The following is a 12,848-nucleotide window of genomic DNA, read 5'->3' on the forward strand; positions in this document are numbered from 1 at the left end:
GTAAAATGATTACATCGTCACCATCATGCCAGTTCACCGGTGTGGCAACCTTATAGCCATCGGTCAATTGGATCGAGTCGAGCACCCGTAAGATTTCGTTGAAGTTTCGGCCCGCACTCTTCGGATAGGTCAGCGTCATTCTAATCTTCTTATTCGGATCGATCAGAAATACCGAACGCACTGCCGAGCTATCATCCTCCCCGGGATGCAGCATATCGTAAAGCCGAGAGATTGCTTTGTCTTCATCTCCAATAATCGGGAAGTTGACCGCGCGTCCTTGGGTCTCCTCAATATCGCTGACCCAGGCTTTATGCTCTTTCACCGAGTCAACCGAAATAGCGATTATTTTGCATTGCCGCTTGTCGAATTCTTCCTTCAGCTTGGCGGTCTCACCTAGTTCCGTGGTGCATACTGGCGTAAAGTCGGCCGGGTGAGAGAACAGGATCGCCCATCCGTCGCCAATCCAGTCATGAAAGTTAATCGTTCCTTCTGTGGTATTCGCCTCAAAGTCTGGGGCAATATCGCCTAGATGTATGTTCATGATGCTAGTTTCCTTGAGTTAAATTATAAAGTGGCGTAGACCGATGCTTCACCATTCATGATCGTATAAATCTCAAATGGTTCCTGCTTCTGCCCTGTCATACCGGGTGATCCTGACGGCATTCCCGGCAGGGATACACCACGGATCTCCGGCTGTTCATGTAAAAGCTTCTCAATTACGGTTACCGGCACATGACCTTCAACAGCATAGCCATCGACCAGCATGGTATGACAACCTTGCAGATTTAGAGGTATAGCCTGTTCACGCTTAAATTGCTCTAAATCAGGACTTTCCACAACAGTCACATTAAAGTCATTTTGGCGTAGATAAGCCGCGTAGTCATCGCAACACTGGCAACCCGGATTTTTATACAAAGTTGCTTCAACGGCTTCTGTAGCTCTCGTTGATTGCAATCCAGCGACTGTCAACAGTAGCAGACCCACAATAACTAGCATATATTGCCATTTGCTATATTTGTGATTACTCATCATAAATCTCTTTTTTTAGATTTGCTTAAAAACAGGAACTTTATTAGCGACAGGATCGCCAGGATCAAGGCAATAAACAGCAGCACCAGAAATGCCATACATACCAGCATAAAGCCACCGTCCATCATGCCGAATTCCTCCATCATTCCGGGGTAAGTTTGCTCAACCGCCAATGCAGTGTTTGTAAACAATGTCAGTAGTACCAATAAAAAAGAAAGCCCCAGTTTTTTCATGATTAATCTCCAAATATAAATAAACGTGTATTTGAGCTGCTTGGCGGCACGCGTGAGAATGCCTTAACTGCAACGGGAATAAATAATAAAGATCCAAAAACTAAAAGGATTCAAATATCATCCCTCTCGCATGTAATATTACGGCACTTACTCAACCGCTCGGCGTGCTCTATAAGGTGTTTTTCCTGGTGGGCCACGCCGAGTACTCTTGGCTTTGGCTTCAGATTTTGATTGTTGGCCCTTTTCAGTTTTGTGTTCCATGTAACGGCGGGGACCTTTCCCGGGTGGACCATACGGATGCTTATGTTTTGCCTCGGCAGGTTGAATAATTACTTTGTCAGAATTTGTCGACGAGTTGCGTTGAGTGTCAGCATTGACAATACTGTAAGACGTCGTCAATAAAGTAGCTAAGAGCATTCCAGCCCAAGATTTAAACTGTGTTTTCATGGTTGTTTACCTCAAGTAAAGGGTGCAAGACCCAGTTTTCCTATTTTTAGACAATTATTTTTAATCGCTCATTCCAAACTGTTTGCATATTGTCAGTTACTTGACTTCAGTAATGACATAACCTTGTTCTGCTTTCATAAACTCAAAATCAACCGTATCGCCCACATTAAGATTATTAAGTAATTGCTCATCCTGGACCATAAATCCCATGGTCATGGCAGGCCAGCTGAGGCTTTCAACCGGTTCATGAGCCAAAGTTACTTTTTTTGAGCTGGCATCGACTTTAGTGACGGTGCCTTTAGCTGAATGGGTGATCTGTTGATCCGATGTCTCCGCTTTTGGAGCCATGTTCTTCATATCGTCATGATTCATTCTCTGCTCCGCTAGTATCGAGGTTGCCGAAAAGGACAGAATGATCGTCAAAGAACTTACTAATAATTTTTTCATTTTAATTTTCTCCACTGCGTTAAAAAATATCCGGATCAAGAAACGCTAAATGACCCGGCGTGATTCATCACTCGTTATTTGCTTGTGATTGAATTGGTTGGTTTTTCGTCTGCCGCTGTGCACGCGGTCTACGAATCATTAGATAAATTACTGGGATCACCAGCATCGACAGCAGCGGTGCCGTCACCATGCCGCCAACCATTGGCGCAGCAATGCGCTGCATCACCTCACTACCAGTGCCGCTGCCAAACATAATGGGTAGCAGGCCTGCAAGGATAACGGTCGCGGTCATGGCCTTGGGTCTAACCCTGAGCACGGCGCCTTCACCGATGGCATCAAGCAGATCAGCTTCCGTTCCTTTATGTTGATCCAGCCGTTTTTGCCAGGCTTGCTTAAGATACAGCAGCATAATGACGCCAAATTCGGCTGCCACCCCGGCTAGCGCAATAAAGCCGACGACACTTGCCACCGATAAGTTATGTCCCAACAGATAGAGCAGCCAGATGCCGCCCACTAAAGAAAACGGCAAGGTCACCATCAGCAGCAATGCTTCACCGAAATTCTTAAACGTGAGGTAGAACAAAACAAAGATGATAAGCAAAGTGAAAGGCACCACTAGTTTCAGCTTGGCAGTGGCACGTTCAAGATATTCAAATTGCCCCGACCAGGTAACTGAATAACCGGTCGGCAAATCAACATTCTCGGCGACGGTTTGTTGCATATCAGCTACCGCCGAACCCAAATCCCGATCCCGAATATCGACATACACAAACCCCGCTAACCGCGAGTTTTCACTGCGCACCATGGGTGGACCGTCACTGATGCTAATGTTCGCAACATCTGACAGTATCAACTGCTGGCCGCTAATAGTCACGATAGGCAAGGTCCGTAACGAGGCTAGTGAATCCCGGATCTCCCGGGGGTAGCGAACATTAATGGGAAAGCGCTGCAATCCCTCCACCGTTTCGCCAATATTCATGCCTCCCACAGCCGAACTGATAATCAACTGCACATCATTAATATTAAGGCCATAACGCGCCGCGGCATCACGTTTAATATCAACATCGACGTAACGACCACCGGTGAGGCGCTCAGCAAAAACACTGGTGACCCCAGGTACATCTTTGAGGACTTTTTCAATGTCGCCAGCAATGCCATCAATAACGTTTAAGTCTTCCCCCAAAACTTTTACGCCCACAGGACTCTTGATACCGGTAGCCAGCATATCAAGTCTGTTACGAATCGGTGGTACCCAGATATTGGTCAGGCCAGGCACCTTCACTGTCCGATCTAATTCGGCGATCAATTTTTCTTTGGTCATACCCGGCCGCCACTCTTCACGGGGTTTGAACTGAATGGTAGTTTCAAACATAACCAGTGGCGCAGGATCAGTTGCCGTATCCGCACGTCCGGCTTTGCCATAGACGGTTTTTACCTCCGGCACGCTTTTGATCATTCGATTAGTCTGCTGTAACAATTCGGCTACTTTACCGGCCGAAAGACTGGGTAAAGCACTGGGCATGTAAAGCAGATCCCCTTCATCCAACGGTGGCATAAACTCACTGCCGATATGTTGTAAAGGCCATAAACTTGTCAGTAATAATACGCTAGCGACCACTAAGGTCATCTTTGGAAACTTCAGTACGCCTGCCAATATTGGTCGATACAAAGCAATTAAAACCCGGTTCAACGGATTAGCGTTTTCTGCTGGAATTTTGCCCCGAATAAGGTAGCCCATGAGTACCGGAATAAGCGTTACAGCAAGGCCTGCTGCTGCGGCCATCGCATAAGTCTTGGTAAATGCTAATGGAGAGAATAGTCGGCCTTCCTGAGCTTCCAAGGTGAAAATTGGGATAAAAGACAGCGTAATAATCAACAACGAGAAAAACAGCGCGGGGCCCACCTCGACGGCAGAATCACCTATCACCTTCCAGCGGCTGTCGCCCTCAAGCTTTGATCCGGGATGTTTTTCATACCAGCGTTCTAAATGTTTATGAGCATTTTCAACCATCACCACCGCTGCATCGACCATGGCACCGACAGCGATGGCAATACCGCCCAGCGACATGATATTAGCGTTGATCCCCTGCCAGTGCATCACAATAAAAGCCATCAAGATCCCCAGCGGCAGTGAAACAATAGCCACCAAGGCTGAACGAAGATGGAACAGGAAAATAAGGCACACTAATGCCACAACAATAAATTCTTCAATAAGCTTTTCAGTGAGATTATCGACAGCGCGTTCTATTAGCCCAGAGCGATCATAAACCGTCACAATCTCAACACCCTCGGGCAAACTCTTTTGCAGCGTTTTCAATTTGTCTTTCACAGCAGCAATGGTGGTCAGGGCGTTTTTGCCAGAACGCATCACGATGATGCCCCCCACAGCTTCACCGACTCCGTTTAGCTCGCTGATAGCCCGCCTAATTTCAGGGCCGATTTGAATATGCGCGACATCGCCCAATGTCACTGATATACCAGCATCAGTGGTTAGTAAGGGAATGGATTGAAAATCTTCCAAGCTTTGCAAGTAGCCCGAGGCGCGAACCATATATTCCGCTTCACCCATTTCCAGCACCGCACCGCCGGACTCTTGATTACCATTATTTATAGCCTCAATAACACGGGAAAGCGGTATGCGATAAGTGGCTAATTTGTCGGGATCGACAACCACCTGGTATTGCTTGACCATGCCGCCGACAGTTGCGACCTCTGCTACATTGGCGACGGTTTTCAGTTCGAATTTAAGAAACCAATCCTGCAAAGCGCGCAGCTGCGAAATATCCTGAGTACCGGATTTATCTACCAAAGCATACTGATAGATCCAACCCACACCGGTGGCATCCGGACCGATTGAGGAACTTGCCGTATCCGGCAGCCTTGACTGCGCCTGATTAAGGTATTCCAGCACCCGACTGCGGCCCAATACAGATCGGTACCCTCTTCGAACAAGACATAGACATAGCTATCGCCGAAGAATGATAAACCACGAACCACTTTGGCACCGGGCACCGATAACATGGTCGTGGTTAATGGATAAGTCACCTGATCCTCGACCAATTGTGGTGCTTGTCCCGGCCAGCTCGTTTTAATTATCACCTGAACATCCGAGAGATCAGGCAGCGCATCCAGCGGCGTGCGTGATAAAGATACCAAGCTCCAGGCAAGCATCATCAGCGTCGCCAATAACACCAGAAAACGGTTGTCGATCGACCAACGTATGAGTCTAGCAATCATTTTGCACCTTCCATTTCAGTCTCGGCTGACAAAGGCTGCAGGTCGATAATTTTAGGTGCCGAGCCTTTTTCTAAGCGAAACTCAATTGCTATTTGCTCGCCCACTGTTAGCCCATCAGGATCCAGCGAGGATGACAGTTCAAAGTCCATGGTCATGCCCGGCCAATTTAAGCTGGGAATATCTGGATGGGTCAGCGTCAAAATCTGCCTGTCTATAGCTTCGATTTTAGCCTGCGTCTCATGACTCTCCATTGCCATTTCAGGAGCTTTTGAGAGCGGTTGAAACTCAACAATCAATGGCGCCGCGCCTTTTTCTAAACGAAAGGCAATTTCAATTTGCTCACCCACTGTCAGTTCATCTGGATTGAGTGATGACGAAAGTTCAAAGTCCATGGTCATACCCGGCCACTCCAGGGTGGGAATATCTGGATGGGTCAAAGTCAATATCTGCCCGTTTATGGCTTCGATTTGTGCCTCGGTCTGATGAGTCTCCATTGTCATCTCAGACATTGAATGGTCATCGGCTTTCGACGTGTTATCGTCACTTAGTCGGGCTTCAACACCTCTCAGGCTGGCTTCTGAATCCACCAAAAACTGACCTGATACCACAACCCGTTCACCTTCCTGCAGTCCTTGCTGGATTTGGGTTTTATCATCAGTTACGCGTCCGGTTATGACTTCAACCGGGCGAAAACTGCCGTTATCGAGTGCCAGCATGATTAAGGTGCGTTTGCCCGTTCGGATAAGCGCTTCGGTTGGCACCATCAGCGCATCGTTAATTTGTTTGCCTGCCAACTGCATATTGACGAACATACCCGGCGCCAATTCACCCTGTGGATTGTCCAACACCACACGCGCTTTAAGGGTGCGTGTTATAGGGTTCACTTCCGGTAATAATCTTTGTATTTGACCTTTAAATTGTTTGCCGGGAAAAGCCGGGCTGCTGGCGGTGATGGGATCACCAGGATTGAGTAATGCAATCTGACTCTCCGGTACCTCAGCATTCGCCCAGACGGGGTCTAATCCATTAATACGCATCAATGTGGAACCGGTTGATATGGTCATGCCTTCGCGGGCAACTAATTCTGTGATGACGCCATCAATGGGGGCGGTAATAATCAGCTGCGTTTGAAGTCTGCCGGTGCTTTTTACCTGACGGATTTGTGCTTCGCTCATCCCCACTTGGCGCATGCGGGCAATTGAGGCTGCTATCAGTTCATCTAATCCTTCACCTTGCATATTGTTAAGAGCCAGAAATTCTTCTTGTACGGCCACCCAGTCAGGTACGTAGATAGCCAAAAGCGGCTGGTCTTTATTGACCTGCTCCAGGGTGGCCTTTACGTAAAGCTTTTCCACATAACCCAGCGCACGGGCTTGAACATTCACTTCCTCGCGCTCGTTCCATGCAATAGCACCTACCGCCGTCACCTGTGTCGCTATGTCCTGTTTGGTTACCAAAGCCGTCCGTATGCCAATATTTTGTTGTAGGCGGGAGTTAATGCTAACGCCGGGCTCATCGGTTGCACTCTCACCACCAGCGCTACCCTTATAAACTGGCACCAGCATCATATCCATATAAGGTGATTTACCGGGCGTCTCGAATTTATTGCCGGGGACCATCGGATCTTGGTAAAAAAGAATCTTTTGACCCGTGACCGGATCAATATCACCGGCTTTAATTCCAGCGTCGATATGACGGCGGGTCGCTTTTTCGCCTTCGGCAATCCCCCAACTTGAAGGATCTTCAGTGGTCTTGGCATTACCCGCCATGCTCTCTGAACTCGATGAAGACATGTCCATCCCTTGCTGCATTCCCCATTGATAAGCAGCATAACCAGCAATAAGCGTCATCAGAGCCATGACTAAAAATAAAAAAATGTATTTGCGATTCATTAGTTGAACTCCATGGTGCGGGATGAAGGAATGACGGCACTATCGGGCAATATCAGATATTCCAATGTGGCCCAAAGCGCTGCGGTTTCCATTTCGATCCGCAGTTTTTCTATACGCGTAGCAATTTCCATTTTTCGGGCATCAAGCACTGCCACTAACTTGCCTTTCCCGCCACGATATTCGGCGAGTGCCGCATTAGTGCGCTGGCTGGCAAGGGGAATCAAAGCGGCTTCATAGTCACTGAGCCGGACTAAATTACTTTTCCAGGTATCAAGCCAGCGCGCTGTCTCAGCGATATGTTCCCGGGTCATTTCCTCACGTTCAGCTCGCACCTGGTCCGCTTGGGCCAATTTGGCGGCTACCACCCGATCCTGGCGGTTCTCCTGATTCCATTGCAGCGGCACGCTGACACCAATCGAAATCATGTCCGAAAAACCTGAACTTCGTTCGCCATACATTACTGACCAAGTCCAATCAGCTTGCTTCTCTTGACGTGCGGCCTTAGCTTCAGCCATTGCAACCGCCTCCTCAGCCCTCATTACAGCAATATCTGGATGTTCAGTTACCTGATGATATAAATGCTGTGTGTCGAGCGAAGACTGAGTAATGTCAGGCGCAGCGTGTAAAGAGATATTGTTAATATCCCCGACCCAACGCGATAGCGTTGTTTTGGCATTATCAAGGCGCGCTTGAGCTTGATAAATACGATCCTGGATTTCTGCGACAGTCGATCTGGCTAGAAAAATATCGGATTGTGGACCGGTGCTACCACGATAGGCAGCTTCAGCAGCCTGAACTTGTAAGCTTGCCTCTTGCTGCTGGCGTGTTAATAGTTCCAACATTTGCTGCTGGTAATAAACATCAAACCAGGCCAATGCAGTGTTTTGGCGAATTTCAGTAAGTGTCAGTTTTTTAGTTATCTGCGCCTTATCTGCTTTACGTTCAAACACGTTGGCACGGGCATGGCGCTTGGCTTCACGGGTATATGTCTGAGAAATGCCAATATTGCGAGAGGTCATAAAATCTTCCGTAAGGCTATAAGCCATGGGACCATTGACTGGCAGGTTATTTACAGATAACTCCAGCATGGGATCGGGAAGTTGACCGGCTTCAATGGCCAGCTCTTGGGAGGCTTGCGCTGCAGCATCTTGCGCTAACAAGGCCTGAGAGCGATGCTCAGCAAGTTGCAATGCATTCTCAAGGCTTAGTGGCTCAGATGAAACTTGTGGTTGCGCCATGACGGCAGTTGCAAAACTGGCAGTCAATAATGCAATAAAGCTTAGCCAGTGAATTCGCCAGATTGGTGGCGAATAACTTTTGAGCACAACGGCTCTGGTAAATAAGTTTGACATAAGCTGGATCCGATGAGTTCAGAGGCGTTGCAGCAAATGCAACGCAAATGTTTCAAGCATGGAGATAAGTCGCAGCTTGAAACGCTACGGAAAAATGGGATCAGCTTAAGGTTGGCGGACGCCAAAGGTCAGTAGGCGCCAAGGTAGGCACAAACGGTATACCCGCTCGTGCCAAACGCCTATCAGTGAAAACGAAGTTCCATGATGGAACAGAAAAAAGGTTAACCACATTAGAGATGCTGCAATCTTGATCTGCTTTACAGGATTTACCTGTTTTAGCGGCAGTCTCGGCATCATTACAGCAGTCTGGCATATTGGCATGATCCATATTACTCATGCTGCCGTCTTGCTCCATAGGGCAATTTTTTTCATGGTTCTGCGCATAACTAACATTGGCGAAAGCCAACGAAAAACAAAGCAGTAATAGACTTACTATGCGCATTTTTTCAATAATACTTTATTGTCTAAATTAATAACAAAATGACCTGCACACCATAATCCAAGTTTCAAGCGCCACATGGCATCAAAGCTTTCTAAACAGATCATCCATAAATCCAATCATACACAACTTTATGAAATTTATGATTACGATTTTGTAATCTTGACCAACCCGTTGTAAAAGGACGCAGCGCAATACAACAGGATAAACAGTTTATGGCCATAACGAGAAAAGACTTCACAAGCACTGGAAACAAAGCTAAAAAAGTTGATAGTGATCCAGAAAACTGTATTCAAGTGCGCGGTGCGCGAGTTCACAATTTAAAAAACATCGATGTCGACTTACCTCGCAACGCACTGGTGGTTTTTACTGGTATCTCTGGCTCTGGAAAGTCTTCTCTTGCCTTTGGTACTTTGTTTGCAGAATCACAACGTCGCTACTTAGATTCAGTGTCGCCTTATGCGCGTAGATTAATCGACCAAGTAGACGAGCCAGATGTTGATGCTGCAATTAAATAGGCTGGTTGACGCAGGCAATACTGTTATTATGGTTGAACATGATATGCAGGTCGCGAGCAATAGCGATTGGGTTATTGATATAGGCCCTGGTGCAGGCGATGAAGGCGGATTGATTGTCGCTCAGGGCGTACCAGCAGAAGTCGCAAAATCTACAACCAGCCGAACCGCACCTTTTTTGTCGGCGAGGTTCTAGACATTAAGAACATGTAAAATATTGCTAGTTTAGTCAATTACAGAAGAACTGACTTACCAGCGCGGGTAAGTCAGTTCTTGTTACTAGTTGCTGTTAAAACTGCATATCATAACCATCTACTTTAGCGTAAACCTTGCTAGTACCATCTTTAAGGAATACCAATATCTCATACGGCATAAAACGGTCGCCCACTTCCATACCTGGTGAACCTAATGGCATGGCTGGTACCGTAAGGCCAATAGCATTGGCCACTGGTTCGGCTAAAAACATAAGGATATATTTTGCTGGAATATGGCCCTCAAATACATAGCCATTCTCAGATACTGCAGTATGGCATGAGATATGATTGGGCTGAATGCCATAACGATTTTTAATAAAGCTTAAATCATCATAGTCTTTTGCGATAGCTGTTATGCCATTTTGCTCTATATGCGATATCCATTTTTTACAACAGCCACAGCTACTTGTTTTATAAACAGTTAATAAAGGCTCGCTCTGTTGTTGGCTCACCACAGGCTCTGCCGTAACTTTCGGATCATTATTAGTTACAGCGGGTTCAGAGCATGCTGTTAGCAAAAATACTGCTGCAAATAAGGCAGTTAAAGTTGTAATTTTTGGCACAGGGTTCTCATAAAAAAAATAAGTCTTAATAACAAATAAAGCTAAGATTAACTTTGTGGCCCAACAAGTGTCGTAAACACGCTAGTCGTCACTAATACTGAGACCACCAATAGCGTTTCAATTAAAATTGACAGCCGCAGCGGTTGGGCATTTTTATGCTGCGCCAACTCAGCAACAAGTTTAAGTTTATGCCAAGCTGCTAACAGCAACATACCACTGACAAATATCAGCTTTAACATCAATAACTGACCATAATTGGTAGTGAATAAATTGCCAATAGGCTCTACAAGCTGCAGTAGTAATAGCACACCACAAGCGATTAATATGGATACAAAAAACACCGCTACCTTGCCAAAGTTTTCCATTAATGTCACTAAACTATCAGCTGGCAACGCTTTACAACTTTGATGTAAGGGCCACAAAGAACCAGCCCAAGCTGCCATGGCAAGTATATGCAACATTAACAAGCCTTTAAACACCGTATTGAGCTCTACCGTATGGCCCGTAAAAGTAAAGCTAATTGCTAGCAGAATAAACCCAGTCACTGTGACTATTCTTAGTATGGTTTTAAACCTTGCCAGCTTGTTTATCCCCCACTCACTAAGTAACAACAGCGTAAAACCGACAACAATGAAACTGACTTGGCTACCCACTGCTGATTGCCACATGATACTAAGCATTAAGGGGTCAAACATGCCTGCTAAGCCATTTTCAGCCATAGCACCGGCTTGAATTGGCAATTGTAACAGTGATATTACTAGGCCTAAGCCCGCCCATTTTAAAAACCAACGGCTAAGCCAAACATCAAAAGCCTCCAGCTTAGTATCAGTAGTCCTTAATTGCTTTGATCGTAAAGTTTGCATTAATATGCTGCCGACACAACTGCTGACTGCAGCATAAGTGGCAAACTTTGTTAGTAATAGCATTAACTCCCAATTGCCAACCATCTCTAAGTTACCTTCTACTAATGCTAATGCTAATGCTAATGCTAATGCTAATGCTAATGCTAATGAGAATGTGAGTTGTGACTAGATGGCTGTTTTGCTTCCATCTTCATATCGCCATGGAGCATAAAACTATAATCACCGGTCATTTTATGGCCATCTTGGCCCATAACAATCCAACTCACCTGATACTCGCCCTCTTTAAGGGTTGGCAGTGGCCACTCAAATTCTGAGGCGGCTGTAGCTGAAGCCGCAAAACCAAATTTAACCGCTTTTTTCTCTGCATCAATTAAGCTTAATTTCATCATCCGTACTGGGGCACTGAATGTCAGCTTTAACGTTGCAGGGCTTTGCATTAACATCGCCTCATCTGCTGGTACTGTCTCAGTTAAATCAACATGTGCAGACACCGTAGTCGCCATTAATAAAACAGCTATAGCACTCACTATTTTTAATGTTTTTAATATTTTCATTTTTATCACCTTAATTATTAAAACCAGAACTGCACACCCGCGACCGCACTCGTAGTATTAGTCGCTTCATTATTCGCTCGGGCAAAGTCAGCGCTATTGCCATACTTAGCCATCCACTCAACACCGATATAAGGCGCAAACTGGCGTGAGAACTCATAACGTAAACGCATTCCAGCATTTAAAGACGCTAAGCCTTTTCCGATACCATTAATGGCATCGTCTTTACCATAAGCAGTTAATCCCACTGTGCTTTGTAAGATTAAACGTTGCGTGAATAGCAATTCATATTCAGCTTCTGCTGCTATGGCTGTCCGCCCAGAGTTGCCTAAATAGGCAGTTACATCGACCTCAAACCAATACGGCGCTAAGCCTTGGACACCCAATGCCAACCACTGCCGACTCTCCCCTTCCGTGTAGGTATCAACCCGGGCTCCGAGCTGGGCATCCCAAAACGTATAAACCGCACGGCTCCATAGCAAATCGGTTTGGCTTTCCTCTAACTTACCATCGCTTACCTCACCTTCCAGCTTTATTGCTAGTCGATTAAAAGTAGTGCCATACCAGCCTTGTAAGTCAAATGCTAAGCTATCCGTAGCAAACTGGTGCTCCAACTTATCTGCTTTAATTGCGTAAAAACGGTGTTCATCTGCCAGTTTTAACTGGCGACCGCCGCCTATAGCATAAGGCCCGTCGGCTAAGGTAAAACCGCCAGAATAAGCATGAGGATCTCGGGCATCTGCAGGCGCTTTTCCGCCCTGCATTTTCATATCGCCATGATCCATTTGGCTATGATCCATTGCCATATCGCCATGGTCCATTTGACTGTGGTCCATTGCCATATCGCCATGGTTCATTTGGCTGTGGTCCATCGCCTTATCGCCATGGTTCATCTTGCTATGGTCCATTTCGCTGTGGCTCATCGCTTTATCGCCATGGTTCATCTTGCTATGGTCCATCTGGCTGTGGTCCATCGCCTTATCGTCATGGTTCATCTTGCTATGATCCATTTCGCTGTGGCTCATC

Annotated in this window: 13 protein-coding genes and 2 pseudogenes; 2 read left to right on the forward strand and 13 right to left on the reverse strand. The window is 46.3% G+C overall.

Annotated elements, in window-relative coordinates:
* The 9 genes and pseudogenes from E8Q33_RS14465 to E8Q33_RS14505 all read right to left on the reverse strand — a co-directional run.
* Nucleotides 1-541: peroxiredoxin (locus tag E8Q33_RS14465; RefSeq protein WP_136555642.1), on the reverse strand; the 541-nt coding region annotated here is incomplete at its 3' end.
* A 23-nt stretch (nt 542-564) separates the two neighbouring features.
* Nucleotides 565-1,032, reverse strand: coding sequence for a DUF411 domain-containing protein (locus E8Q33_RS14470; RefSeq protein ID WP_211116192.1), 468 nt, complete (start codon nt 1,030-1,032; stop codon nt 565-567).
* Nucleotides 1,029-1,262: a hypothetical protein gene (locus tag E8Q33_RS14475; RefSeq protein WP_136555624.1), complete on the reverse strand. Its 234-nt coding sequence runs from the start codon at nt 1,260-1,262 to the stop codon at nt 1,029-1,031. Before E8Q33_RS14475 ends, E8Q33_RS14470 begins: the two co-directional genes overlap by 4 nt.
* Before the next feature lie 147 nt (nt 1,263-1,409).
* Complete coding sequence (locus E8Q33_RS14480) at nt 1,410-1,709, reverse strand: hypothetical protein (protein WP_136555626.1); 300 nt, start codon at nt 1,707-1,709, stop codon at nt 1,410-1,412.
* Between the two features lie 96 nt (nt 1,710-1,805).
* The gene (locus tag E8Q33_RS14485) at nt 1,806-2,156 is read right to left on the reverse strand and encodes a copper-binding protein (RefSeq protein ID WP_136555629.1); all 351 of its coding nucleotides are present in this window, start codon (nt 2,154-2,156) and stop codon (nt 1,806-1,808) included.
* 67 nt (nt 2,157-2,223) lie between these two features.
* A pseudogene (locus E8Q33_RS14490) lies at nt 2,224-5,393 on the reverse strand (efflux RND transporter permease subunit).
* Nucleotides 5,390-7,285 (reverse strand): efflux RND transporter periplasmic adaptor subunit, encoded by a 1,896-nt coding sequence (locus E8Q33_RS14495; protein ID WP_136555631.1) that lies wholly within the window; start codon nt 7,283-7,285, stop codon nt 5,390-5,392. Before E8Q33_RS14495 ends, E8Q33_RS14490 begins: the two are co-directional and overlap by 4 nt.
* On the reverse strand, nt 7,285-8,637 hold the full coding sequence (locus tag E8Q33_RS14500; RefSeq protein ID WP_136555633.1) for a TolC family protein: 1,353 nt from the start codon (nt 8,635-8,637) through the stop codon (nt 7,285-7,287). The genes E8Q33_RS14495 and E8Q33_RS14500 overlap by 1 nt, the downstream gene beginning before the upstream one ends.
* A gap of 100 nt (nt 8,638-8,737) precedes the next feature.
* The gene (locus E8Q33_RS14505) at nt 8,738-8,974 is read right to left on the reverse strand and encodes a hypothetical protein (RefSeq protein WP_247870130.1); all 237 of its coding nucleotides are present in this window, start codon (nt 8,972-8,974) and stop codon (nt 8,738-8,740) included.
* Nucleotides 8,975-9,366: 392 nt separating this feature from the next.
* Here E8Q33_RS14505 and E8Q33_RS14510 point away from each other — a divergent pair.
* Together E8Q33_RS14510 and E8Q33_RS14515 are read left to right on the forward strand one after the other, a co-directional pair.
* A pseudogene (locus E8Q33_RS14510) lies at nt 9,367-9,582 on the forward strand (hypothetical protein); the annotation flags it as partial.
* The gene (locus E8Q33_RS14515) at nt 9,578-9,787 is read left to right on the forward strand and encodes a hypothetical protein (protein ID WP_136555637.1); all 210 of its coding nucleotides are present in this window, start codon (nt 9,578-9,580) and stop codon (nt 9,785-9,787) included. The pseudogene E8Q33_RS14510 and the gene E8Q33_RS14515, both read left to right, overlap by 5 nt.
* Nucleotides 9,788-9,880: 93 nt before the next feature.
* Here the strand turns inward: E8Q33_RS14515 and E8Q33_RS14520 are convergent, their stop codons facing one another.
* From E8Q33_RS14520 to E8Q33_RS14535, 4 genes are all read right to left on the reverse strand, one after another.
* Nucleotides 9,881-10,408 carry a DUF411 domain-containing protein gene (locus E8Q33_RS14520; RefSeq protein WP_247870131.1) on the reverse strand — a complete coding sequence of 176 codons (528 nt, stop codon included), beginning with the start codon at nt 10,406-10,408 and terminating at the stop codon, nt 9,881-9,883.
* A gap of 47 nt (nt 10,409-10,455) precedes the next feature.
* Nucleotides 10,456-11,334: a copper resistance D family protein gene (locus tag E8Q33_RS14525; protein WP_168800226.1), complete on the reverse strand. Its 879-nt coding sequence runs from the start codon at nt 11,332-11,334 to the stop codon at nt 10,456-10,458.
* A gap of 80 nt (nt 11,335-11,414) precedes the next feature.
* On the reverse strand, nt 11,415-11,825 hold the full coding sequence (locus E8Q33_RS14530; protein WP_247870132.1) for a copper resistance CopC family protein: 411 nt from the start codon (nt 11,823-11,825) through the stop codon (nt 11,415-11,417).
* A gap of 17 nt (nt 11,826-11,842) precedes the next feature.
* Nucleotides 11,843-12,847 carry a copper resistance protein B gene (locus tag E8Q33_RS14535; RefSeq protein WP_305792045.1) on the reverse strand — a complete coding sequence of 335 codons (1,005 nt, stop codon included), beginning with the start codon at nt 12,845-12,847 and terminating at the stop codon, nt 11,843-11,845.
* Between the last annotated feature and the right edge of the window lies 1 nt (nt 12,848).

Origin of the sequence: Methylophaga sp. SB9B (genome assembly GCF_004832235.1) — a bacterium.
GTDB lineage: Bacteria > Pseudomonadota > Gammaproteobacteria > Nitrosococcales > Methylophagaceae > Methylophaga > Methylophaga muralis.